This is a genomic window from Streptomyces sp. NPDC059900 (assembly GCF_050270335.1).
Lineage (GTDB): Bacteria > Actinomycetota > Actinomycetes > Streptomycetales > Streptomycetaceae > Streptomyces.
Window position 1 is genome coordinate 56,006 of sequence record NZ_JBNNJZ010000001.1, and the last position, 23,811, is coordinate 79,816.

A 23,811-nucleotide genomic window follows, 5' to 3' on the forward strand; every position below is an offset into this window, starting at 1 on the left:
GGAGCCATCGTGTACGACCCCACTGTCGCCCGGCTCACCTACCGGGCCTTGCTCGGCCGCCGCCGGGCCTTGATCCTCTTCGCCCTGCCCGTCCTGCTCATCGTCATCTCCGCCGCTGTCCGCGGCTTCAGCGGCGCCGACGACCAGGTCGCCGCCGACCTCCTGGGCGGCTTCGCCCTGGCCACGATGGTGCCGATCATCGGTGTCATCGCGGGTACCGGAGCCATCGGCCCGGAGATCGACGACGGCTCCGTCGTCTATCTCCTCTCCAAGCCGGTCAAGCGGCCCACGATCATCGTCACCAAGCTCACCGTCGCCATCGCCGTGACCATGGCCTTTTCCGCGATCCCGACCTTCATCGCGGGCATGATCCTGAACGGCAACGGCCAGCAGATCGCCGTGGCGTACACCATCGCGGCCCTGGTCGCCTCCATCGCGTACGCCGCGCTCTTCCTGCTCCTGGGCACCATCACGCGGCACGCGGTGGTCTTCGGTCTTGTCTACGCCCTCGTGTGGGAGGCCCTCTTCGGGTCGCTCGTCGCCGGGGCGCGCACGCTCAGCGTCCAGCAGTGGTCGCTCGCGGTCGCCGAGAAGACCGCGGCCGGCGATCTGGTCACCTCGGACGTCGGCCTCCCGGTGGCCACGGTGCTGCTCGTCGGCGTCACGGTCCTCGCCACCTGGTATGCGGGGCAGAAGCTGCGGTCGCTGAAGCTGGCCGGGGAGGAGTAGTTAATTCGGTGGCGGGCGGCTCGGGGGCGCGGGCACAGTAGTGGTGTCACCGCGCCATGACCCTGGCGCCCGCTTACCGGGAGAGGAGCCGACGTGTCCGTCAGTAGTCCGTCGAGTTCCCGGCAGGGCAGCCCGCGGCAGGCTCCGGAGTAGTTACTCACTCCGTAGAGCCCCGCCCACGGGGGAGTTGCCCGGGGCGGCCGCTTCGAGCGCGCAGTTCGCTGCGCGGGCCGCCCACCCGGAGGATTGGCCGAGTGGTAAGGCAGCGGCTTGCTAAGCCGTCGTCGGGGTTCAAGCCTCGCGCGCGTTCGATCCGCGCATCCTCCGCAAGACGTCGTACGGGGTCATGTCGCGCCCGCACGCGGGGCGCCGCACACGCGGGCCCGGACAGCAGGACTCAGGCCATGGAACCGAGGCCTCAGGCCAGGTACCGCTCGAGCACCGTCGCGATGCCGTCGTCCTCGTTCGACGCCGTCACCTCGTCCGCCACTGCCCTCAGTTCCTCGTGGGCGTTGGCCATCGCCACGCCGTGCGCCGCCCAGCCGAACATCGGGATGTCGTTGGGCATGTCCCCGAAGGCGATCGTGTCCGCTGCCTTCGCGCCCAGGCGGCGGGCCGCCAGGGAGAGGCCCGTGGCCTTGGAGAGGCCGAGGGGGAGCAGTTCGACGATGCCCTCGCCGGCCATCGTGACGCCGACAAGGCCACCCGCCACCTGACGCGCCACCGAGGCCAGCTCGTCGTCGCTCAGGCCGGGATGCTGGACGTACACCTTGTTCAGCGGGGCCGCCCACAGCTCGGCGACGTCCGTGAACGGGACGGCGGGCAACGGGCCGTCCTGCACCGCGTAGCCGGGGCCGACGATCACCTCGCCGTCCAGGCCGTCACGGCTCGCGGCGAGCGCCAGCGGGCCGATCTCCGCCTCTATCTTGGCGAGGGCGATGCCCGCCAGCTGCCGGTCGAGCGTGACCGACGTGAGCAGCCGGTGCTCGCCCGCGTGGTAGACCTGCGCGCCCTGCCCGCACACCGCCAGGCCGTCATAGCCCAGATCGTCGAGGATGTGCCGGGTCCAGGGCACGGCACGGCCGGTGACGATGATGTGCGCCGCGCCCGCCGCGGTGGCCGCGGTGAGCGCGTCGCGCGTACGCGCCGAGACCGTGTCGTCGGAGCGCAGGAGCGTTCCGTCGAGGTCGGTCGCGACGAGTTTGTACGGGAAGGACGGCGTGGCAGGAGCAGGGTGACTCACTTGTTGATGGGCTCCAAGATCTCTCGTCCCCCCAGGTACGGACGCAGTACCTCGGGCACCCACACGGAGCCGTCGGCCTGCTGGTGATTCTCCAGGAGGGCGACGATCGTGCGCGGGACGGCGCAGAGCGTGCCGTTCAGCGTCGCGAGCGGCTGCGTCACCTTCTTGCCGTCGCTCTCGTCGCGCATCCGGATCGACAGGCGGCGCGACTGGAAGCTGTCGCAGTTCGACGCGGACGTCAGCTCGCGGTACTTGCCCTGCGTGGGGATCCACGCCTCGCAGTCGAACTTGCGCGAAGCCGAGGAGCCGAGGTCGCCCGTGGCCACGTCGATCACCTGGAACGGCAGACCGAGCCCGGTCAGCCACTGCTTCTCCCACTCCAGGAGCCGCTGGTGCTCGTTCTCCGCGTCGGCCGGGTCGACGTACGAGAACATCTCGACCTTGTCGAACTGGTGCACGCGGAAGATGCCGCGGGTGTCCTTGCCGTACGTGCCGGCCTCGCGGCGGAAGCAGGGCGAGAAGCCCGCGTACCGCAGGGGCAGCTTGTCGGCGTCGATGATCTCGTCCATGTGGTAACCGGCGAGCGCGACCTCGGAGGTGCCGACCAGGTAGTAGTCGTCCTTCTCCAGGTGGTAGACGTTCTCGGCGGCCTGGCCGAGGAAGCCCGTGCCCTCCATGGCGCGCGGGCGGACCAGGGCGGGCGTCAGCATCGGGATGAACCCGGCCTCCGTCGCCTGCGCGATCGCCGCGTTCACCAGGGCCAGTTCGAGCAGGGCGCCGATACCGGTGAGGTAGTAGAAGCGCGATCCTGAGACCTTCGCGCCGCGCTCGACGTCGATGGCGCCGAGCAGCTCGCCGAGCTCCAGGTGGTCCTTGGGCTCGAAGCCCTCGGCCGCGAAGTCGCGCGGGGTGCCGAAGCGATCGAGGACGACGAAGTCCTCCTCGCCGCCGACCGGGACGTCCGGGTGCACGAGGTTGCCCAGCTGGCCGAGGAGGCGCTTGGTCTCCTCGTCGGCCTCGTCCTGGGCGGCGTTGGCCGCCTTGACGGCTGCCGAGAGCTCGCCGGCCTTCTTCAGGAGGTCGGCCTTCTCGTCACCCGAGGCCTTGGGGATGAGCTTGCCGAGCGCCTTCTGCTCGGAACGGAGCTCGTCGAAGCGGAGCCCGGACGACCTGCGCCGCTCGTCGGCGGAGAGCAGGGCGTCGACGAGCGCGACGTCCTCTCCACGGGCGCGCTGGGAGGCGCGAACACGGTCGGGGTCCTCACGGAGCAGGCGAAGGTCAATCACCTCACCAGGCTACCGTTGCGCGGTTCCGGCTCTCGACTCGATATTCCACTCTGTGGCGTTATAGCCGGTTTGCCGGAATAGGAATTCCGGAATGCGGCCTTCCCCGTAACCCTCCCCGCGGACCGTCCGTGCGTCGGCGTTCCGGGTCAATGGAAGGGGCGTCACTCCCCGAAACGGGGCAGAGGGGACGCGCTCCCTTGACTCGATCCCCTTGCGGGGGGCGGGACTTGGGCACCGGTTGTCCACAGGAATATCCCCTGTCGAAAAGTTATCCACAGGCTGTGCGAAAGATCTGTGGATGCCGGAAGAGATCGTTCCGAAAGCCGCATGCGCGACGAAGGATTCCCGTCCCAAACCACCCTCACACCCACTTTCGAGTGGAAATGGTTCGCTCCAAAGAGTTGATCAATGGAAAAGGGTGGACGAGGGGTGACGTGCGCGACTGTGGACGGACTTGTGGGGTGTAGGCCGATTTGTCGACCATGTCACGCTTCGTTGTCGACTTGTCCCCAGGTCGAGAACGAGCCCTGTGGATAACTTTGTGGACAACGTAAATCAGCAGGTAAGACCGCTCACATCGAGCTCTCAGAACCGGCCGTCCTGGCACTGGGTCAGCCAGTCCGACGCCGCGAGGAACTCGCCGTCGGTCGTACCGGGCCGCGGCGGCCGTACGTCCGAGGGCGCCACCCCCGCCCTCGGATAGGACCCGAGGAAGCGCACCTGCGGGCAGATCCGCTTGAGGCCCATCAGCGCCTCGCCCACCCTGCGGTCCGTGATGTGCCCCTCCGCGTCCACCGAGAAGCAGTAGTTGCCGATGCGCTTGCCGGTGGGCCGCGATTCGATCCGCATCAGGTTGACGCCGCGCACGGCGAACTCCTGGAGCAGTTCGAGCAGCGCGCCGGGGTGGTCGTCGCCGAGCCAGATGACCACCGAGGTCTTGTCCGCGCCGGTCGGCGCCGCGGGCCGGGCCGGGCGGCCGACGAGGACGAAACGGGTCTCGGCGGTGGCCGCGTCGTGGATCTCGCGGACCAGCGGTTCGAGGCCGTACGTCGCCGCCGCGAACTCGCCCGCGAAGGCCGCGTCGAAGCGCCCTTCCTGGACCAGGCGCGCGCCGTCCGCGTTCGACGCCGCCGACTCCCACAGGGCGTCCGGGAGGTTCGCGGCGAGCCAATTGCGGACCTGCGGCTGGGCCACGGGGTGGCCGGTCACCGTCTTGATGTCCTTGATCTGCGTGCCCGGCCGTACGAGCAGGGCGAAGGCGATCGGGAGCACGACCTCGCGGTAGATCATCAGGGGTGCGCCCTTGGCGAGCTCGTCGACGGTGGTCGTGACGCCGCCCTCGACGGAGTTCTCGATCGGCACGAGGGCCGCCGCCGCGTCGCCGGTGCGGACCGCGTCGAGCGCGGCCGGCACGGACACCATCGGGACGAGCTCCCTGGTGGCCGCTTCCGGGAGCGTGCGGAGAGCTGCCTCGGTGAAGGTGCCCTCGGGGCCGAGATAGGTGTAGCGCATCGCCGACATACCGTCACCCTAATGGCCCGTACGTGGCACGGCTCACGCGTCTCACGGAGCGGCGCACGCCCCACGTACCCGCGCTCGAACCCTCGTACGGGAGTGCGCGGCCCCAGCCCTCCGGCTACCACCGGCGGCTACCCCTCCAGCAACCGCTGCCCCACGTACTCGCCCTTCGCCGCCCCGCCGGGCACCGCGAACAGGCCGCTGGCCTCGTGGCGGATGAACTTCGACAGGGCGTCCCCCCGGTCGAGCTTGCGCTGCACCGGCACGAAGCCGCGGAGCGGGTCGGCCTGCCAGCACACGAAGAGCAGGCCCGCGTCCGGCTCCCCGTCCTTGTCGAAGCCGTCGTGGTACGAGAACGGGCGGCGCAGCATCGCGGAGCCGCCGTTCTGGTCGGGCCGGGTGATGCGGGCGTGGGCGTTGAGGGCGATGACGTACTCGCCGTCCGCGCCCGCCTTCTCCAGCTTCGGCTCGGTGGTCTCCGTACCGCCGGTCAGCGGTGAGCCGTCCGACTTGTGGCGCCCGATGACGGCCTCCTGGCCCTTGACGCCGAGCTTCTCCCAGTCGTCGAGGAGCATCCGGATGCGGCGTACGACGACGTACGAGCCGCCGGCCATCCACTCCGGGTCACCCTGGGCGGGCACGAAGATCCGCCGGTCGAAGTCGTCGTCCGAGGGCTTCGGGTTGTTCGAGCCGTCGATCTGGCCCATGAGGTTGCGCGTCGTCATCGGCTGCGCGGTCGCGCCCGGCGAGCGGTTGAAGCCGTTCATCTGCCAGCGCACCCGTGCCGCGTCACCCGCCTCCTTCTGGATCGCGCGCAGCGCGTGGAAGGCGACGAGCGGGTCGTTCGCACCGATCTGCACCCACAGGTCGCCGTCGCTGCGCGCCTTGTCGAGATGGTCGGAGGAGAAGTCCGGCAGCGGGTCGAGCGCGGAAGGGCGCTGCTTCTCCAGGCCGGTGCGCCCGAAGAAACCGTGCCCGAAGCCGAAGGTGACGCTCAGCGACGAGGGGCCGGCGTCCCTGGCGACGTCCGTGTCCTCGCCCGCCGGGGCCTTGCCCGCCATCAGCCGTTCGGCCGTCGCCGACCAGCGGCGCAGCAAGGCGGCGGCCTCCTTGCGGCCCGCGCCCGCCGCCAGGTCGAAGGCCACCAGGTGGCCGCGGGACTGGAGGGGCGTGGTGATACCGGGCTGATGTTTCCCGTGAAACATGACCGTGTCCGCGCCAAGCGACGCCAGCGGTGGCGCCTGCTCGGAGGCATCCGAAGGCGCCGCGGCATATCCGGCCGCACCGCCCGCCGCGCCGAGCGCGAGACCGGTGGCGCCGGCGGTGCCGAGCAGCCGCCGCCTGGAAATGCCGTTGTCCGCCATGGTGGTTCCGTTCAGCCGATCTGCGCGTTCTTGTTCACGGTCACTTGGTCGATGTCGGAGGTGCGCACGGTCACCGCGATCTTCCAGTTGCCCGCCATCGGAATCTGCACCCCGCTGGAGCTCCAGTGTCCGGTGGCGATGTGGTCGGGAGCGACAGGCAGGGGTCCGACATCCTTCGACTTGAGGGTGAAGGAGACCTTCACCTCGGGGATGTCGAAGGCGCTGCCGTTCGGCCGCTTCACGAAGATGTGCATCTCGTTGCTGCCGGTGCGGCCGGGGTCCAGATCGAGTTGCAGGGTGCCCTTGCCGTCGTCGGAGCCCGTGTCGAAGGGGAACTTGAGGGTGAGCGGACCTGACCGCTGAGCGGCGGCGGCCGTCTTCGAAGCGGCCGCTTCCTCCTCCGTGCGCCCCGGCTCGGTGGAGGTGAGGACCGTCGTGACGGCGAGCAGGACCACGGCGATGCCCGCCTCCGTGAGCACGGAGCGGCGCAGGCCGGAGCGGTTGGGATCGGCGTCGCGGATGCGCTTCTCGCGGGCGGTGCTCATGGCGGCCTGCTGGCGGGCGAGCTGGGCGGAGCGCTTGGAGTCGTCCTTGGGGCCCTTGGAGTCTTTGGAGTCCTTCGAGTCCCTGGAGCCCTTGGAGTCCGCGCCGGTGCTCCCGGCGGGCACCGTCACCGGCTTCTTCTCCGTGCGCTTGGCCGCGGCACCCTTCTGTGCGCGCTTCTCGACGACGGTCGCCGCTGCGGCCTCCGGCGCCATGCCACCCGACTGGTCCGCGATGCGTGCCGTCCAGCGCCGTGAGATCGCGGCGATGCCGACGAGGACGACGACCAGGCCGATCTTGATGAGGAGCAGCTGTCCGTACCAGGTGCCGGTGAGCGCCGACCACGAGCCGACCTGCCGCCACGACTGGTAGAGCCCGGTCGCGGCGAGGGCGACGACGCTGATGAACGCCACCCGGGAGAAGCGCTTCACTGCCCCCGCATCCACCGCCCCCGAATCCACGGCCCCTGCATCCACTGCCCCCGCATCCACCGCCCCGGAATCCACCGCCCCTGCATCCACCGCCCCGGAATCCACCGACGGCGCGAAGTAGAGGGCGACCAAGAGCGCCGAGAGGCCGCCGAGCCAGGCGGCCACGGCGAGCAGATGTACGACGTCCACGGGCATCGCGAGCCCGGCCTGGATGCCGGTCGACGCGTGCTCGGCCATGGCCCAGGTCGCGCCGAGCCCGACGGCGACGACGCCGCCGCCGATCGCGAGCCCGAACGTGAGGTCCTTGCGCTCCTTGGGGTCGGTCCGCTTCTCGTACGCGCCGAAGAGCACCGCGATGAACAGCGCGGCGGCGGCGAGCAGCAGCAGCCGCGAGACCAGCGCGGCGCCGGTCTTCGTCTGGAGCACGTCACCGAGCTTGGCCATGTCGAAGGCGTCGGCGATCTTCCCCGACCCGGTGTAGGGCGCGCGCAGCAGGAGCAGCACGAGGGTGGACGCGGTCAGCGTGACCCAGCCGGACACCACGAGCCGCTGCACGGGCCGTACGCCCGCGCCGCGCGGCCAGCAGCCGAGCACGAAGGCAGCGCCGCCGACGACGAGGATGAACCCGGCGTACGAGAGGTAGCGCGCGAAGCCGTAGAGGCCGCCGACGAATCCGCCGCCCACCTCCTGGTCCGGCAGCGCGACCTTGGTGTCCGACGGCGCGCCCACGGAGAACGTGAAGGCCCCGGAGATGGGGTGGCTGTCGGCGGAGACGACTTGGTAGGCGACGGTGAAGGTGCCGTCGGGCAGCCCCTTGTGCAGCTTCACGCCGTAGGTGTTGGACCCGAGGTCACTGGTCTTGCCGGTGTCGACGCGCTTGCCGGCCGGGTCGAGCACCCGTACGGAGCCGTCGGACATGGCGACCTTCTCGGAGAAGGTCAGAGAGACGGCGGCGGGCGCCTTGTCGACCACCGCCCCCTGCTTGGGGTCGCTGCCCGTCAGTGCCGCATGGGCGGAGGCGGGCGCCGCCGTGCCGAGCAGCGCGCCGAGGAAGACGGCGACGACGAGCAGGAGCCGTCCGACGCCGGGGGATATCCCGAAGCGCGCGGCGGCCCCGGAGCGAAGCCCGGTGACCCCGGAGCGAACCCCGGTAGCCCCGGAGCGAACCCCGGCGGCGCCGGAGCGAGCTCCACAGCGGGGAGCGATGGTCTGCATCAGCGATCAGTCCCTCAGTGCGACGCGTGCTTGCCGGGCTTGGGGTTGTACGTGGCCGCCTTCACCGGAACCTCAACCTCGATGGGGTCCGACTTCGCGAAGTGCAGCGTCACGGCGATCTTGTCGCCCTCCTTCGGCTTGTGCTTGAGCTCCTCGAACATGAGGTGGTTGCCGCCCCGCGCGAAGTCGAGCTCGCCGTTCGCGGGCACGTCGAACGACTTCTGTTCCTTCATCGCGTTGTTCTTGGTGCTGTGCAGCGTGACCTTCTCGGCGATGGAGCTGGTGACCGAGGTGAGCTTGTCCGCGCCGCCCTTGTTCGTGACGGTGAAGAACCCGGAGGCCATGTCGTCCATGGCGGGCGCGGGCATGAAGGCACCGGCGACCTTCAGTTCGGGCTTGTCCGATGCCTTGTCCGCGGACGCATCCGAGCAACCGGCGAGCGCGAGCCCCGCCGTCAGTGCCAGCGCGCTGCCGACGATCATGCGACGGTTCACGGGGTCGCTCCCTTGACGATCTTGGGGAGGTCCTTGGTGTAGTCGTCCACGGTGGTGTCCTCGCCGTACAGGACGTACCCGGCGTCGGTCTTCGGCGAGAACGCGATGACCTGCGTGCCGTGCATCGAGATGACCTTGCCCTTCTCCTTCTTGGTGGGCTCGATGCTGATGCCGAGGGTGCGGGCGCTGCCCTGGATGGTGTCGAAGTCACCGGTCAGGCCGATGAAGTCGGTGTCCTGGGCCTTGAGCCACTTGCCGAGGGTCTTGGGAGTGTCGCGCTCGGGGTCGGTGGTGACGAAGACGACCTGGAGCTTGTCCTGCTCGGCCTTGGGCAGTGCCTTCTTGGCGACGGCGATGTTGCTCATCGTCAGGGGGCAGAAGTCCGGGCAGTTGGTGTAGCCGAAGTAGACGAGCGTCGGCTTGCCCTTGGTCCGCTCGCGCAGGTCGTACTTCTTGCCGTGCGTGTCCGTGAGGACGAGGTCCGGCTTCTCGAAGGGCTTGTCGAGGATGGTCGCGGCCTTGTCGCCGTTGGACTCCACGGATACGTCCGCGACCGGCTTCTTGCCGTCGTCACCGCCGCCGCAGGCGGACAGGGTGAGGGTGGCCGCGGCCAGCATGGCGGCGGCGAGCAACTTCTTCTTGCGCATACGAAAATGTCCCAGATGTGAGGGGGCCCGGGCGCACCGGGGGCAGGCGAAACGCCCCCGGTACGGCCCGAAGGGTGGCTCAGCTGTTGGCGCGCCGACGGCCGGCGAGCACGCCGAAGGCCACACCCGCGGCGCCTACGACGATGCCGACGACGCCGAGGACGCGGGCGGTGGAGTCGCTGCTGTCGGAGGAGGCGGCGGACTCGGTCTTCTCACCCGACTTCGCGTCTTCCTTCGCGTCGTCGTGCGAGGCGGCGGCGCCGTGGCCGTCCTCGGACGCGGCGGTGAGCGCGAGGGCCGGGGCCGGGTGCTCCGGCTCCTCCTGGCCCTTCTGCTGCGGCTCGATCCAGCGGACGACTTCCTTGTTGTCGTACGTCTGGACGGCCTTGAAGACCAGTTCGTCGGCGTTCTCCGGGAGCGCGCCGATGGAGAGCGGGAACTTCTGGAAGGAGCCCGGCTGGACGCCCTTGCCGTCGGCGGTCCAGGTGACCTTGGAGACGGCCTCGTCGATCTTCTCGCCGTGCATCTCCAGGGGCTTGTCGAGCTTCGCCTTGGTGACCTTGGCACTCCAGCCGGGGACGGGCGCCGTCATGACGGAGGCGAGCGGGTGGTCCTCGGGGAAGGACACCTCGAGCTTGGTGGTCGAGGCGTCGTCCATCTCGTTCGGCACCTTGAAGTTGACCGTGGCGTAGCCGCCCTTGGCGGCCTCGCCCTCGGCGGAGACGCTGACGTGCGCGAAGGCGGGGACGGAGAGCAGGAGGACGGCGGAGGCGGCGACGCCACCGACGACGGAAACGCGGGAGGCCTTCACGGCGGACAGCGCAGACAGAGCAGACATGGCGGAACACTCCAGTTTCAGCGGTGATGACCAGCAGCGCCGACCTGGCCGGCGGTGGTGATCAGGGGAGAGTGCGCGCGGCGACGAACCGAGCACCGCGCGCGCGTGGGACGCCGCGGGCGTGAGGCACCTCTCCGTAGTGCTGCGGTAGGAGTGCGTCGCGTCAGGCGGCGAGTGCGAGTGCGGCGGCGGCCGGCGGGCCCCGCCTGATCACCGTGTGCTGGAGCGCGTCGGTCTGCGGCTCCGGAGGTCCGAAGAACGCCGTGCGCGGCGTACGGGCAGCCACCCCGGGCGCTCCGGGCAGCCCGGCGCGCAATGCTCCTACGAGGGCGAGCGCACCGCGCAGGGAACGTACGAGCGCCCCTTCGGCGACCCCGTACGCCCCGTGGGCCGAGAGCCGCACGAGCCGCAGGAGCGCGATGTCGCCGCGGCGCAGCAGCCACCCGGCGGCGACCGCGGCGAGCACGTGCCCCAGGAGCATCGGGAGCGACGGGAGCAGCGACATCGAGTCCATCGCGGAGTCCGCCGCCGTGGCCGGTGAGCTGTGGTGCATGGCGTGGCCGGTGGCCCCGCCGCCCGGCTGCACGCCCGCCGTCGTCAGGATCCGGTGGGCCTGCGCGGGGCTGAGGTTGGCCGCGCCAACGCCGCACATCAGGCGCGCGGCCCGCTCCACCAGGGAGGGGTCGGCGCCGGCCGCTGCGGTACCGCCGTGCTGGCCGATTCCGAAGAGCGCGTGCAGCCCCACCTGCCCGGCGGCGAGCAGGGCGGCGATGCCCGGCAGCGACCGCTCGCGCCCGGCCAGCGGCGCGGCGACGGCGAGTACGGCGGCAAAACCGGCGCCGAGCGTCCACAGCGGAACGGCGGCGCAGGAAGCGAGCACATGGCCCCCGGCGGACAGCACGACGCAGAGCACGGCGAACACCGCGGCTCTCAGGAGCCGGAGGTCGACTCCGGCGCGCGCCTCGCGCTGGTGGGGGGCAGTCATGGCCGGAACATCATTGCACTGGGCTTACCCGGCGCATACGGCAGGTCCGCAAGCTCCCGTGCGTGGCGATGGGTGCCGATGAGTGACGGTGGCAGCCGATAAGTACCGCGAAGTGCCCAATGTGTGGCTATGGGGGTCCGTGGGTTGCTCGCGGGTTGCCCGTGGGGGACGTGTCTACACCGTTCCGAGCCGTCCGCGCGTCCGCCGTATGGGCGGCATCACGTCAAGTGCGCGCTTATACACGGTCGCTTGCGGCAATACGTATCGGTATGTCGAGCCGCGGCCAGGAGGCTGGAGCATGAGCATGTGGTGGTCACTCCATTTGCGGCGCGAAGCTGCGAGCGTTCCGCTGGCCCGCCGGTTGCTGATGGGCACGATGGAGACCGCGGGGGTGGATCCGGACGTCTCGTACGACCTGTCGGTGGCTCTCAGCGAGGCCTGTGCCAACGCCGTGGAGCACGGCGGGGCGACGGTCGCCGAGGGGGCGGCCGGGGCCTATCGGGTGACGGCGTATCTGGACGGCGAGAAGTGCCGTATCGAAGTGGCTGATTCCGGCCCCGGATTCGTGCCCGTGACGATGCACGCGTCCGACACCGCCGAGCACGGCCGGGGTCTCTACCTCATCCAGGAACTCGCCGATCATGTGCACTTCGGCACCAAGCCGGGGGGCAGGGGCGGCGCGGTGATCAGCTTCGACAAGATCCTCAAGTGGCGTGAGGACACTCCGCTCGTCACGGCCTGAGAAGACCTCTGCCCCTACCGCTCACTCTGCCGGAGGCAGCGCCCTGCACAGGGCCTCAAGAGCCGCTCCGTAGGCATGCTCCGGCGGCGTCGAATAGCCGACGACCAGGCCGTCGGGCGCGGGCATCGTGGCCTCCGGGTGGCGGAATCCGGCAAGGCCCTCCAGCGCGAGGCCCTGCCAGGCGGCTGCCTTCGCCGTGGACTGTTCGGTGCCCGGCGGCAGCCGCAGGACGGCGTGCAGGCCCGCGGCGACACCGGTGGGGCTGATGTGCGGGGCATGTGCGGCGAGCGCGGCGACGAGCAGGTCGCGGCGGTGCCGGTAGCGCTGACGCATGCGGCGGATGTGCCGGTCGTAGTGGCCCGTCTCGATGAGGTCGGCGAGCGTGAGCTGGTCGACGACACTGGCCCACGCCTCCCGTTCGCCCTTCGCCGCGAGGACGTCGTCGATGAGGTGTTCGGGCAGAACAAGCCACCCCAGCCGCACCCCCGGGGAGAGGCTCTTGCTCACCGAGCCCATGTAGACGACGCGTTCGGGATCCAGGCCCTGGACGGCGCCCACGGGCTCCCGGTCGTAGCGGAACTCGCCGTCGTAGTCGTCCTCCAGGACGAGGCCGCCGCGGGTGCGCGCCCAGTCGATCACCGCCGCTCGCCGGGCGGGGTGCAGGGGGCCGCCGGTCGGGAACTGGTGTGCGGGTGTGAGCAGCACGCCGCGGACGCGCTGACTGTCGGTCAGTTCCTCTACCCTGGCGCCCATTTCGTCGAGGGCGAGCGGGACCGTCCGTACGCCCGCGGTCCGCAGGATCGAGCGATGAAAACCGAGGCCGTACGACTCGACGGCCAGCGGGCCCCGCAGCATCCCGCCTCCCCCGCTCCCGAACAGCAGCCGCAGCGCGTGCGCGAACCCGGAGCACACCACGATCCGCTCCGGGTCGGTGCGTACCCCGCGGGCGCGCCCCAGATAGCCCGCGAGCGCCCGTCGCAGCTCGATGCGCCCCTGCGGGTCCCCCGGCCCGAAGGCCTCGTTCGGCGCGGAGTTGAGGGCACGCCGGGCCGCGGCGAGCCAGGCGGTGCGCGGGAAGGACGCGGCGTCCGGCTGGCCCTGGCGCAGGTCGTACGCGGGCGGGGCGGGCGTCGCGGGCCGGGAGGGTGCCCGCTTGGGGCGGCGGGCGGACGCGGGAGGTGCCGCCCGGTCGGCCACCCGCGTGCCGGACCCCTGCCGCGCGGTCAGCCAGCCCTCGGCGACCAGCTCGGCGTAGGCGTCGGCGACGGTGTTGCGGGCGACGCCCAGATCGGCGGCCAGGGAACGGTAGGGCGGAAGCCGCGTCCCCGGAGCGAGCCGCCCCTCGCGCACGGCGTCGCGCAGCGCGCGGATGAGAGCGGCGCGGCGGCCACCCGCCCCGGAGAGCTCCAGGTGCAGGTCACTCCCGATGCGCTCCGCCAAATTGACCCATGATTCCGGCATGGAAATGCACCCTATCCAAGGTCTATCCCGCCCGTAGATTCATGGTCATGACGAACAACGAGAACACCGCGCAGACCGCCCCGCAGACCGCCGGGACCGCCGCCCACACCCACACCCACACCCACACGCCCCGCCTCAACTTCGCCAAGGCCGCCCCCAAGGCCTTCAAGGCCGTGATCGGGCTCGACGCCGCCGCCCGCGACGGCCTGGACCCGGCCCTGGTCGAGCTGATCCAGATCCGCGCATCGCTCCTCAACGGCTGCGCCTACTGCCTGCACATGCACACCTCCGACGCGCGCAAGGCGGGCGAGGACGAGGCGCGGCTGCACATGGTGGGCGTCTGGCGCGAGGCCAGGAACTTCTTCACGGAGAAGGAGCAGGCGGCCCTCGACCTGACCGAGGCGGTCACGCTGGTCCACCGGGGCGGCGTCCCGGACGACGTCTACGCCCGCGCCGCCGCGCACTTCGACGAGACGGAGCTCGGCCACGTCCTGGCCCTGATCTTCACCATCAACACCTGGAACCGCATCGCCCTGAGCACCGCGAAGGTCGCGGGCGAGGACGAGCGCTAGGCCCCGCCGATGATCGCCAGCGCCAGCGCCAGGACCCGGAAACGCGAAACCGGGCCCCTTCTTAAAGAAGAGGCCCGGTCCGGAAGCCGGACGCTCAGCCCTTGAGCTCGGCCATCCACGCCTCGACGTCATCCGCACGCCGCGGCAGCGCAGCCGAAAGGTTCTTGTTGCCGTCGGCCGTCACGAGGATGTCGTCCTCGATCCGCACGCCGATGCCGCGGTACTCCTCCGGCACGGTCAGGTCGTCCGCCTGGAAGTACAGACCGGGCTCGACGGTCAGGCACATGCCGGGCTCCAGGACACCGTCGGCGTACGTCTCACGGCGCGCGGCCGCGCAGTCGTGGACGTCCATGCCGAGCATGTGACCGGTGCCGTGCAGGGTCCAGCGGCGCTGGAGGCCCAGCTCCAGGACGCGTTCGACCGGGCCCTCGACGAGCCCCCACTCCACGAGCTTCTCGGCGAGCACGCGCTGGGCGGCGTCGTGGAAGTCGCGGTACTTGGCGCCCGGCTTGACGGCCGCGATGCCGGCCTCCTGGGCCTCGTACACGGCGTCGTAGATCTTCCGCTGGAGTGCGTCGTAGCGGCCGTTGATCGGCAGCGTCCGCGTCACGTCGGCGGTGTAGTACGTGTGCGTCTCCACGCCCGCGTCGAGCAGCAGCAGCTCCCCGGAGCGCACGGCGCCGTCGTTGCGCACCCAGTGCAGCGTCGTGGCGTGCGGTCCTGCGGCGCAGATCGAGCCGTAGCCGATGTCGTTGCCGTCGACGCGGGCGCGCAGGAAGAACGTGCCCTCGATGTAGCGCTCGCTGGTCGCCTCGGCCTTGTCCAGGACGCGCACGACGTCCTCGAAGCCGCGGGCGGTCGAGTCGCAGGCCTTCTGGAGCTCGCCGATCTCGAACTCGTCCTTGACGAGACGGGCCTCGGAGAGGAAGACGCGCAGTTCCTCGTCGCGCTCGGCGGTGACCTTGTCGGTCAGGGCGGCCTCGATCGCGGCGTCGAAACCACGGACGACGCGGACGGAACCGGTCGCCTCGCGCAGCTGCCCGGGCAGCTCGCGCACGTCGGACGCGGGGATGCCGTACAGCGTCTCCGCCTCGGTGAGGGAGTGCCTGCGGCCGACCCACAGCTCGCCCTGGCCGTCCAGCCAGAACTCGCCGTTCTCGCGGTCGGAGCGCGGCAGCAGGTAGATGGTGGCCTCGTGGCCGCTGGTGCCGTCGGCGTAGTCCGAGGGCTCAAGGACGAGGACGCCGTCCTCGGTCTGGTTGCCGGTGAGGTACGCGTACTCGACGGAGGAGCGGAAGGCGTACTCGGTGTCGTTCGAGCGGGTCTTGAGGTTGCCCGCGGGGATCACCAGACGCTCGCCCGGGAAGCGCGCGGAGAGCGCGGCACGGCGGGCGGCGGTGTGCGCGGCCTGGGCGATCGGCTGCAGGTCGTGCAGCTCGGTGTCGGCCCATCCGGACTTCATGTTCTCGGCGAGCTCGTCGGACACGCCCGGGTACAGGCCGTTCTTGCGCTGCTTGATCGGCTCTTCTTCGGACTCGGTCTCCAGGGTTTCCGGGGTCTCCGGGTTCTCCCCGATGAGCTCCTCCGACACGATCTGCCTCCTATGTACGACACTGAACCCCCTCCATCGTACGGGCGTACGGAAGGGGTCCCAGAGCCGGAAGGCCCATTACATGGCGTATTGCGGGGGTCACTCGAAGCGGGCCGCGAGGAGAACCACGTCCTCGTCGCTGTCGACCGTGTCGAGCCCGTCGGGCAGCACCGTGCGCAGGACGTGATCGGCGAGCGCGGCCGGGTCGGCGTGCAGCGATTTCGGCACGCTCGCCGCCGCCGCGTGCAGCCGGGCGAAGGCCCGGTCCATCGGGTCGCCGGTGCGGTGGAGCAGGCCGTCCGTGTAGAGAAGCACCGTTTCTCCCGGTTCGGTCCTGAACTCCACGCTCGGCGCCTCCCAGCAGGCGAGCATCCCCAGGGGCGCGGACAGCGAGGTCTCCATGAACTCCGTGCGCCGCTCGCCGATCACCAGGGGCGGGCTGTGCCCGGCACCGGCCAGGATGATCTTGCGCTGGGCCGGCTCGCAGTACGCGAAGAGGGCGGTCGCGGACCGCGCGGGCTCGGTGAGCCGCAGGAGCAGCTCCAGATCGGACAGTACGGCGACGGGGTCCTCGCCCTCCATCACGGCGTACGCCCGCAGGGAGGCCCGCAGGCGCCCCATCGCGGCGACCGCGCTCGGTCCCGACCCGGTGACGGACCCGACCGCGAGGCCGAGCGCGGCATCGGGCAGCGGCAGCGCGTCGAACCAGTCGCCGCCCCCGCGCGCACAGGTGCGGTGCCGGGCGGCGAGCTGCACCCCGGCGACCCGCGGCAGCCGCGAGGGCAGCAGCTCCTCGCGCAGGGTGGCCTCCGTCCTGCGGGCGCGCTCCAGCTCGGTCAGGAGCGCCAGATGCTCGGCGGCCTGGCGGGCGTAGAGGCCGACGAGATGGCGCCGCCGCTCGTCGGGCTCCGCCGGCTCGTCGTACAGCCAGACGGCGGCGCCGATGCGGCCCGCGGTCTCGGTGGACAGGGGCAGTGCGTAGCTCGCGGCGTATCCGAGGCGGACGGCGACCTCGCGGTGACGGGCGTCGAGGCCGGTGTCGGCGAGCAGATCGGCGTCGACGATCTCGGCGATCTCGGCGGTCTCGCTCCGCGCGCCCGGCGGCGCGGGCGGCGCGTCGAGGAGCCGCCCGAAGGCGGTGGCGCCGCGCGGCACGGTCTCGATGTGGCCGAGGTCGGCGCGGGTGAGGCCGAGGCCGACGGTGGTGTCGGGGCCGAGCCCGTCGGCGGGCTCCAGGACGAGCAGGCCCCGGCGCGCGCCGACGAGGGCGGCTCCGGCGCGCAGCAGCTCGTGCAGGGCCTCGTCGAGGGCGGCCGTGCGGGCCATGCGCTCGGTGAGCTCCTGGAGGGTGGTCAGATCGGAGATCCAGCCCGCGAGCCGGTCCTGGATCAGCATCGGAGCGCTCTGCGCCTGTGGGGCGGGCGGGGCAGTGTGGGCTGGTGGCGGAACAGTTGAATCGATTCCGGCCACTTTCGGAAGATGAGGAGGGTTCATGGCTGACGGCTTTCCGGCCGGTGCGTATTGCTCAATAGCATCGCAAACCCCCATGTCATTCTGCGCCGCTAGCAATGTTCTCCACATCTACACGCACTGGTTAGGGGATGTCCAGCATTGTCCAGCTGGGATTCCTGGTGTCCGTGGGAATTCTGTGGTCTATAAACGATCTTGGTAACTTGGCTCAAAACCGACTCGGGCAAGGGCCTATTGCGATCGACTGGGATTGTTCAACAACGGGGTACTCCCAAGCCCTCAGGCACGGGAGGCGCGTCACAGCGGCCGTGATGGGTACGTACTCGGTGATGACCAGGGGCAGTTGAGATCCGCCCGGAACCTGGTGACGGAACCGGGCGTCTTAACTCACGACGACCGTGCCCCATCCTCCCGTGGGGGAGGCGGCGAAAAGTACGCGGGACAGCAAAACGCCAGGCACCGCCACCCCACGCCACGCTAACGCTCGGCCCCCCAGGGGTTCCCCATGCCGCAGGCTGGGGTGTGATGCGCCAGTTCTACGCACAGCGAAGTGATCCACACATGGTGTGATGTGGCCCGCCGTGTTCCTCGGCGTGTAAACGGAAAGGAACGAGCGCTCATGCGCGAGATCCTCGGAAGGCGAAGCAGGCTCCTGTCCAGGCTCACCGGCAGGAAGTCCGACCAGAGCCCCGGTCTGACCGGCGCGGCCCTGACCTTTGCGACGGCATGGAAGTGGTCCGTGGTGCCGGGCGTCGGAACCGACCGGCGAGACGGCACCCGCTGCTCCTGCCCCGACCCCGACTGCACAGTGCCAGGAGCCCATCCTCTCGACCCCGGTCTGCTGACCGCGACGACCGACGAGCGCATGGTGCGCTGGTGGTGGACGAACCGCCCGGACGCGCCCATCGTGCTCGCCACCGGAGGCAGCGCCCCGTGCGCCGTCAGCCTGCCGGCGATCGCGGGCGCGCGCGCCCTGGCCGCGCTCGACGAGACGGGCATCAGGCTCGGCCCGGTCGTCGCGACCCCGGCGCGCCTCTTCCTGCTCGTCGCGCCGTACTCCATGGAGCAGTTGGGCGAACTGCTGTACGCCAAGGACTACGTGCCGGGTTCGTTGCGCTTCCACGGAGAGGGCGGGTACATCGCTCTCCCGCCCTCCGAGACGGGCCAGGGAACGGTCCGCTGGGAGCGGGCACCGCTGCCCGGCTCGGCGGCTCCGTGGGTGCCCGATGTCGAGGCCGTGGTGGACGCCGTGGTGGATGCCCTCACTCGTACGGGTGTGAGCGCGCCCGAGTTGTAGGGGAAATGGGCGTGCGGCGGGCCGGACGCCCGTCAGACGTCGTTAATGTCAGGGACCATGAACCCCCGCCTGATCGCGCTCATGGGCGTCGTGGCCATGACGGTTCTCCTGCCGCTCGCTGGCGCGTCCGCGGGGCCCGTGGGCGACGGTGACGCCGAAGCCAAGCCGTCCGGGCGGCCTGCGGACGCGGCGCCGGAGGCGGCGCCGGATCCCGACGCGAAGCAGCCCTCCGACACGAAACAGCTCTCCACGGAGCAGCTCACTAAGAAACAGTCCTCTACGGAGCAGCCCTCTACGGAGCAGCCGGATTCGCTCCGCGCTGCCCGCTGCGGCCCCGAACTCACCTCCCCCAAAGGCATCGAAGCCCAGACCTGCGTGCTGACCCGGGACGGCGACACCTGGGGGCGCACGTACTACCGCAACACGACCGGCGGCGAGTTGAGCGCCGTCCTGACCGTCATGGGCCCGGCCGGACGCACCGTACAGACGCACTGCGCGGTGGGCGCGGCGGACGAGCCGGGGGCGTGCGAGACGCCGCGGGAGCCTACTGCGGGAGACGGCGATGCGTACGCGGCGGTGGTGGAGTTCGCCGACGGGAGCGGCGGGCCGCTGCTGCTGCGCTCCGGAAGCAATTCCGTGCGACCGCAGGCCAGTTGAGAGCGTCGGTGGGGCCGCAGCGCGGCCGGGCATGAAAGGGCCCGGTTGCTGGCGACGGGGGATGCACCAGCAACCGGGCTACCTGAACGGTAACAAGAGATCTGCTCTGGGCAAATTCGATCTCGGATATCCGGACAGGGATTTACCTGCGACGACGGGGAGTTGTGACAGGAGTCACCCATTCCCCGGACTGACTGGTGGGTCAGCTAAGCGTCACCTGGCGGTTGGTGAGACCGCCGCGCGCCCGGCGCTCCTCCGGCGTGAGCGGGGCATCGCTGCCGAGCGCCGTCGCGAGCCGCTCGGCGAACTCGGCGGCGGGCTTCTCGATGTCCTCGGCGCCCATTCCGCTGGGCAGGTCCCACACCGGCACGGTCAGACCGTGCGCCCGGAAGGAACCGACCAGGCGGGTGCCCTCTCCGAGGCTCGACGTGCCGGCCGCGTGCAGCCGCGCGAGCGCGTCCAGGAGCTTCTCCTCGGCGTGCGGCATGACCCACCGCAGGTGGTTCTTCTCCGGGGTCTCGCACCAGTACGCGCTGTCCACTCCGGAGAGCTTCACGGTCGGGATCGCGGCGGCGTTCGCCCGCTCCAGGGACGCGGAGACCTCCGGCGACGCGTTCTCCGAGTCCGGCACCCAGAACTCGAAGCCCTCGTGCACGATCGGCTCGAATGTGCCGTCCGGGTCCAGGATGTCCTGGAGGCGCGGCCCGTCGGCCGGGGCGCGGCGGGCCTGGACCGGGGAGCCGGGCTCGGCGGCCAGGGCGCGCTGAAGGGTGTCGGCGAGGTCGCGGCTGATGTCGCCGGACGCCGTGTCGTTCTGGAGGCCGAGCAGGACCGAGCCGTCGTCGCGGCGCAGCGCGGGCCAGGCCATCGGCAGGACGGTCGCCAGGGAGACGGAGGGCACGCCGTCCGGCAGCCCTTCCTTGAGGGGCAGTTCGACCGTGGCTGCGGGGACGAGCTCCCGCAGCGCCACCCAGTCGCCCTCGCCGGGCAGGCCCTCGAACGGGCGCTGGACCAGCTCGGTCACCGCGTGCGCGGCGGCGCGGCCGTGACAGGCCTTGTAACGGCGGCCCGAACCGCAGGGGCAGGGTTCGCGGGCGCCGACGACAGGAACCTGCCCGTCCGTCAGCTGCGGCTGCTTGCCCTTGGTCTGAGGGCGCTTCTTGGCCATCTTGGGTGTCTCCCGGATGCGGCTTTACAGCGTGGCTCTTCGTACGTCTTGGGCGTACGGGCGCGAGCCTAGCCGCTCACCCGGGGGGCGTCGGGATTCAGCCTTCAGTCGCGGTCGTCGAAGGGGTCCGCGTACGCCAGCTCGGACATCGCGGCGGCGGACGAGGGAGCCGCGACGCGCGTAGCGAAGTCCTCGTGGCGGTGTCCGGCATGGACGACGACCCAGACGGTGACCTCGCCGTGGGTGTCGTCGCGCACGCCCCACGCATCGGCGAGGGCCGTGATGATGTTGAGCCCGCGACCGCCGTGCGCGGTGACCGAGGGGGTGGCCGGGACCGGGCGGGTCGGGCCGCCGCCGTCCGTCACCTCGACCGTGAGCCGGCCCGTCGTGTCCACGTGCCATGCGGCCCGGACATCGCCGTCGCCCACCATTCCTTCGCCCAGCGGCCTGCCGTGCCGACAGGCATTGCTGAGCAATTCCGAAAGGACCAGTACGGCATCGTCGACGACCGATTCCGGCATCCCGTTCATACGCAGTTGATCGCGCATCCGGTGCCTTGCTTCCCCCACGCCCGCCGGGCCATGAGGTACGGCCATGCTCGACGACGCGGGCACCTCCCGTGCCACCACCAACGCCACCCCCGAGACCTCCTTCGCCCCACGCCACGGTGTGAATGCCCCAATGGACTGGACCGGAAACCGGCCAATCCTTGTGCGGTGACGCACTCGGAACGATCGAATACGGAACGAACGCGCCGGTGCACACCCTGTAATGGGCGAGGTGGCGGTTAGCGGCGGCCCAGCTGGGACAGCACCTGCTTGGGGCGATTGGTGATGATGGCGTCGACGCCGAGTTCGGCGCACAGCTCGACGTCCCCGGGTTCGTTCACGGTCCACACGTGCACCTGGTGTCCCGCCCGCTTGAGTTTGGCCACGTAGCCGGGGTGGTTCCGCAGGATGCGCATGCCCGGTCCCGCGATCCTGACGCCCTCGGGGAGGCGGCCGTCGCGGTGGCGCGGCGAGATGAACTGCATCAGATAGACCGTCGGCAGAGTGGGGGACGCGGCCCGCACCCGGTGCAGGGAGCGCGCCGAGAAGCTCATGACGCGGACGGGAGAGGGGCCGTCGGCGGGCGGGGAGTCCAGACCGAAGCGCTTCAGCAGAAGAAGCAGCCTTTCCTCGACCTGGCCCGCCCAGCGGGTGGGGTGCTTGGTCTCGATGGCCAGCTGGATGTTGCGCCCCGAGGCGTTGCTCTCGGCCACCAGCTCGAGCAGCCGCTCCAAGGTGAGGACGGAGGTGTCCTCCCAGTCGGGGCCCTCGTCGGCCTCCCCGTGGTTGTTCTTCCAGGAGCCGAAGTCGAGGGTGGCGAGGTCGGAGAGTTCCAGGGCCGATACGGCTCCCCTGCCGTTCGACGTACGGTTCACACGGCGGTCGTGGACGCAGACGAGATGTCCGTCCGCGGTGAGGCGTACGTCGCATTCAAGAGCGTCGGCGCCGTCCTCGACCGCTCTCTTGTACGCGGCCAGCGTGTGCTCGGGGGCGTCTTCGGAGGCTCCGCGGTGGGCGACCACCTGGATCTGGTGCTGTGGTGCGAGGGTCACCGCGTCATGGTGCCATCACGGGGTACCCGAAGGCTTGCCCAAGGGTTGGCACAGAGCGCCGGATCCACAGGATCGGCTTATGGTGCCCTGACAGCCCATGGGAAAAGCTGACTGCAGACACATGCACAGTTGGGCACAGCCAGGCCGTGACCGAGAACGACAGCGTGGACCGAGGAGTAGAGCTGTGAGCACCGAGAACGAGGGCAACGAGGTACCCCCGGCCCCGTCAGCGCCTCCTGTGCCGGTGGAGACCCCCGCAGCTTCCGCCGAGCCCGCACCCCCTGCCGCCGCGCCCCGCCCCCCGGCGTCCGAGCCCGCGGCGCAGCCCGCCGCGGCATTCGACGACCCGGCGGCGCAGCAGGCTCCCGCGCACGCCGGTGCCACCGCGGGCGCGCCCCCGCACGCCTCCGGCGCCGGAGGCTGGCCGCCTCCGCCGCCGCCCGCCGTTCCTTCGTACGCACAGGACGGCGGCTCCGGCTCCGGATGGGGCGCCTCGTACGCGGCGCAGCACCCGGAAGGGTCCAAGCCCTCCGGCCGGCGCGGCGGCCTGATCGCCGCGGTGCTCGCGGCGGCGCTGATCGCCGGTGGTGTCGGCGGCGGCATCGGCTTCTGGGCGGCCGACCGGAACGACGACAACACGGGCTCGACGACGGTCTCCGCGTCGAACACCCCGGCCGACCTCAAGCGCGAGCGCGGCACGGTCGCCAACATCGCGGGCAAGGCGCTGCCCAGCGTCGTCACCATCGAGGCCCAGGGCGGCAACGGAGAGGGCGGCACGGGCACCGGCTTCGTCTACGACCAAGAGGGCCACATCCTCACGAACAACCACGTGGTGGCGTCCGCGGCCGACGGCGGCAAGCTCGCGGCGACGTTCTCCGACGGCAAGAAGTACGACGCCGAGGTGGTCGGCCGCGCCGAGGGCTATGACGTGGCGGTCATCAAGCTCAAGGAGCGGCCCGAGAATTTGAAGCCGCTCCCCCTCGGCAACTCCGACAAGGTGGCCGTCGGCGACTCGACGATCGCCATCGGCGCCCCCTTCGGCCTCTCGAACACGGTCACCACGGGCATCGTGAGCGCCAAGGACCGCCCGGTGACCTCAAGCGACGGCGCGAGCAGCAAGAGCTCGTACATGAGCGCCCTGCAGACCGACGCCTCCATCAACCCCGGCAACTCCGGCGGTCCGCTGCTCGACGCGGGCGGCGCGGTCATCGGCATCAACTCCGCGATCAAGCCCGCGGAGAGCGGCGGCGGCCTCGGCGGCGGAGGCGGCCAGTCCGGCTCCATCGGCCTGGGCTTCGCGATCCCGGTCAACCAGGCCAAGTACGTCGCACAGCAGCTGATCAAGAACGGCCAGGCGGTCTACCCCGTGATCGGCGCCTCGGTCTCCCTGGAGGAGAGCACGGGCGGCGCCACGATCTCCCCGGAGGGAGCGAGCGGGTCGAAGCCGGTCACCCCGAACGGCCCCGCGGCCAAGGCGGGCCTCAAGCCCGGTGACGTCATCACGAAGCTGGACGACACGGTGATCGACAGCGGCCCGACCCTGATCGGCCAGATCTGGACGCACAAGCCGGGCGACTCCGTGGAGATCACCTTCAAGCGCGACGGCAAGGAGCACAAGGTCGACGTGGTCCTGGGCCAGCGCAAGGGCGAGAGCTGACCCGCTACTCTTGTCCCCGCACCGCCCTGAGCGGCGGTGCGGGGTGGGTTGCCCGAGCGGCCTAAGGGAACGGTCTTGAAAACCGTCGAGGTGCGAGCCTCCGTGGGTTCAAATCCCACACCCACCGCGTCGGCCCAAGGCCCCTGACCAGCAGTAATGGTCAGGGGCCTTTGCTGTGGGGCGCTCCGGCGGCGGCGGTCTGTCCGCGGGGCGCGGGCCCGGGGCGTGGCCCCCCGGGCGGCGAGCAAGTCGCCTTGGATGAATGGATGAACGTAGTACTCCACGTGGGCGCTGCCCGGCGTG

Annotated in this window: 21 protein-coding genes and 2 tRNA genes; 8 read left to right on the plus strand and 15 right to left on the minus strand. The window is 70.8% G+C overall.

Features of this window, described 5'->3' with window-relative positions; all coding sequences use genetic code 11:
• The first annotated feature begins 9 nt into the window (after nt 1-9).
• Nucleotides 10-729 carry an ABC transporter permease gene (locus ACQKIP_RS00260; RefSeq protein WP_361193657.1) on the plus strand — a complete coding sequence of 240 codons (720 nt, stop codon included), beginning with the start codon at nt 10-12 and terminating at the stop codon, nt 727-729.
• Nucleotides 730-969: 240 nt separating this feature from the next.
• Nucleotides 970-1,056: transfer RNA gene (locus tag ACQKIP_RS00265), tRNA-Ser, on the plus strand.
• A gap of 91 nt (nt 1,057-1,147) precedes the next feature.
• Here the strand turns inward: ACQKIP_RS00265 and ACQKIP_RS00270 are convergent.
• From ACQKIP_RS00270 to ACQKIP_RS00310, 9 genes are all read right to left on the minus strand, one after another.
• Nucleotides 1,148-1,972, minus strand: a complete 825-nt coding sequence (locus tag ACQKIP_RS00270; protein WP_365861278.1) for an HAD family hydrolase — start codon at nt 1,970-1,972, stop codon at nt 1,148-1,150.
• Complete coding sequence (gene serS, locus ACQKIP_RS00275; protein ID WP_365861279.1) at nt 1,969-3,258, minus strand: serine--tRNA ligase; 1,290 nt, start codon at nt 3,256-3,258, stop codon at nt 1,969-1,971. Before serS ends, ACQKIP_RS00270 begins: the two co-directional genes overlap by 4 nt.
• Before the next feature lie 585 nt (nt 3,259-3,843).
• The gene (gene pheA / locus ACQKIP_RS00280; RefSeq protein ID WP_365861281.1) at nt 3,844-4,779 is read right to left on the minus strand and encodes a prephenate dehydratase; all 936 of its coding nucleotides are present in this window, start codon (nt 4,777-4,779) and stop codon (nt 3,844-3,846) included.
• A gap of 128 nt (nt 4,780-4,907) precedes the next feature.
• A complete protein-coding gene (gene efeB, locus ACQKIP_RS00285) occupies nt 4,908-6,140 on the minus strand; it encodes an iron uptake transporter deferrochelatase/peroxidase subunit (protein ID WP_365861282.1) in 1,233 nt (410 codons plus the stop codon).
• A gap of 11 nt (nt 6,141-6,151) precedes the next feature.
• On the minus strand, nt 6,152-8,329 hold the full coding sequence (locus ACQKIP_RS00290; protein ID WP_365861283.1) for a copper resistance CopC/CopD family protein: 2,178 nt from the start codon (nt 8,327-8,329) through the stop codon (nt 6,152-6,154).
• 14 nt (nt 8,330-8,343) lie between these two features.
• Nucleotides 8,344-8,811, minus strand: coding sequence for a copper chaperone PCu(A)C (locus tag ACQKIP_RS00295; protein ID WP_427741797.1), 468 nt, complete (start codon nt 8,809-8,811; stop codon nt 8,344-8,346).
• An 8-nt stretch (nt 8,812-8,819) separates the two neighbouring features.
• Nucleotides 8,820-9,470, minus strand: a complete 651-nt coding sequence (locus ACQKIP_RS00300; protein ID WP_365861287.1) for an SCO family protein — start codon at nt 9,468-9,470, stop codon at nt 8,820-8,822.
• 79 nt (nt 9,471-9,549) lie between these two features.
• Complete coding sequence (locus ACQKIP_RS00305; RefSeq protein ID WP_427741784.1) at nt 9,550-10,308, minus strand: YcnI family protein; 759 nt, start codon at nt 10,306-10,308, stop codon at nt 9,550-9,552.
• A gap of 163 nt (nt 10,309-10,471) precedes the next feature.
• Complete coding sequence (locus ACQKIP_RS00310) at nt 10,472-11,293, minus strand: hypothetical protein (RefSeq protein ID WP_365861289.1); 822 nt, start codon at nt 11,291-11,293, stop codon at nt 10,472-10,474.
• A gap of 298 nt (nt 11,294-11,591) precedes the next feature.
• On the opposite strand from ACQKIP_RS00310, the gene ACQKIP_RS00315 reads away from it, so the two are divergent.
• Entirely contained in the window at nt 11,592-12,035 is a 444-nt protein-coding gene (locus tag ACQKIP_RS00315) for an ATP-binding protein (protein WP_365861291.1), read from the plus strand.
• A 21-nt stretch (nt 12,036-12,056) separates the two neighbouring features.
• Here ACQKIP_RS00315 and ACQKIP_RS00320 read toward each other — a convergent pair whose 3' ends face one another.
• The gene (locus ACQKIP_RS00320; protein WP_365861293.1) at nt 12,057-13,496 is read right to left on the minus strand and encodes a PLP-dependent aminotransferase family protein; all 1,440 of its coding nucleotides are present in this window, start codon (nt 13,494-13,496) and stop codon (nt 12,057-12,059) included.
• A 41-nt stretch (nt 13,497-13,537) separates the two neighbouring features.
• On the opposite strand from ACQKIP_RS00320, the gene ACQKIP_RS00325 reads away from it, so the two are divergent.
• Nucleotides 13,538-14,068: a carboxymuconolactone decarboxylase family protein gene (locus tag ACQKIP_RS00325; protein WP_427741785.1), complete on the plus strand. Its 531-nt coding sequence runs from the start codon at nt 13,538-13,540 to the stop codon at nt 14,066-14,068.
• Between the two features lie 94 nt (nt 14,069-14,162).
• On the opposite strand, the gene ACQKIP_RS00330 is transcribed toward ACQKIP_RS00325, so the two are convergent.
• A complete protein-coding gene (locus ACQKIP_RS00330; protein ID WP_365861297.1) occupies nt 14,163-15,659 on the minus strand; it encodes an aminopeptidase P family protein in 1,497 nt (498 codons plus the stop codon).
• A 99-nt stretch (nt 15,660-15,758) separates the two neighbouring features.
• On the minus strand, nt 15,759-17,207 hold the full coding sequence (locus ACQKIP_RS00335) for a PP2C family protein-serine/threonine phosphatase (RefSeq protein ID WP_365861299.1): 1,449 nt from the start codon (nt 17,205-17,207) through the stop codon (nt 15,759-15,761).
• A 541-nt stretch (nt 17,208-17,748) separates the two neighbouring features.
• Between ACQKIP_RS00335 and ACQKIP_RS00340 the strand changes: the two genes are divergently transcribed.
• Both ACQKIP_RS00340 and ACQKIP_RS00345 read left to right on the plus strand, forming a co-directional pair.
• Nucleotides 17,749-18,426 (plus strand): bifunctional DNA primase/polymerase, encoded by a 678-nt coding sequence (locus ACQKIP_RS00340; protein WP_365861301.1) that lies wholly within the window; start codon nt 17,749-17,751, stop codon nt 18,424-18,426.
• 57 nt (nt 18,427-18,483) lie between these two features.
• Nucleotides 18,484-19,083 carry a hypothetical protein gene (locus ACQKIP_RS00345; protein WP_365861302.1) on the plus strand — a complete coding sequence of 200 codons (600 nt, stop codon included), beginning with the start codon at nt 18,484-18,486 and terminating at the stop codon, nt 19,081-19,083.
• Nucleotides 19,084-19,285: 202 nt separating this feature from the next.
• Here the strand turns inward: ACQKIP_RS00345 and ACQKIP_RS00350 are convergent, their stop codons facing one another.
• The 3 genes from ACQKIP_RS00350 to ACQKIP_RS00360 form a co-directional block, all read right to left on the minus strand.
• The gene (locus tag ACQKIP_RS00350; protein WP_365861304.1) at nt 19,286-20,251 is read right to left on the minus strand and encodes a DUF5926 family protein; all 966 of its coding nucleotides are present in this window, start codon (nt 20,249-20,251) and stop codon (nt 19,286-19,288) included.
• A gap of 104 nt (nt 20,252-20,355) precedes the next feature.
• Complete coding sequence (locus ACQKIP_RS00355; RefSeq protein ID WP_365861306.1) at nt 20,356-20,976, minus strand: ATP-binding protein; 621 nt, start codon at nt 20,974-20,976, stop codon at nt 20,356-20,358.
• A 62-nt stretch (nt 20,977-21,038) separates the two neighbouring features.
• A complete protein-coding gene (locus ACQKIP_RS00360) occupies nt 21,039-21,851 on the minus strand; it encodes a glycerophosphodiester phosphodiesterase (protein WP_365861308.1) in 813 nt (270 codons plus the stop codon).
• Nucleotides 21,852-22,035: 184 nt separating this feature from the next.
• On the opposite strand from ACQKIP_RS00360, the gene ACQKIP_RS00365 reads away from it, so the two are divergent.
• Together ACQKIP_RS00365 and ACQKIP_RS00370 are read left to right on the plus strand one after the other, a co-directional pair.
• Nucleotides 22,036-23,508: a S1C family serine protease gene (locus ACQKIP_RS00365; RefSeq protein ID WP_365861309.1), complete on the plus strand. Its 1,473-nt coding sequence runs from the start codon at nt 22,036-22,038 to the stop codon at nt 23,506-23,508.
• A 42-nt stretch (nt 23,509-23,550) separates the two neighbouring features.
• A tRNA-Ser gene (locus ACQKIP_RS00370) sits at nt 23,551-23,635 on the plus strand.
• The last annotated feature ends 176 nt before the right edge of the window (nt 23,636-23,811 follow it).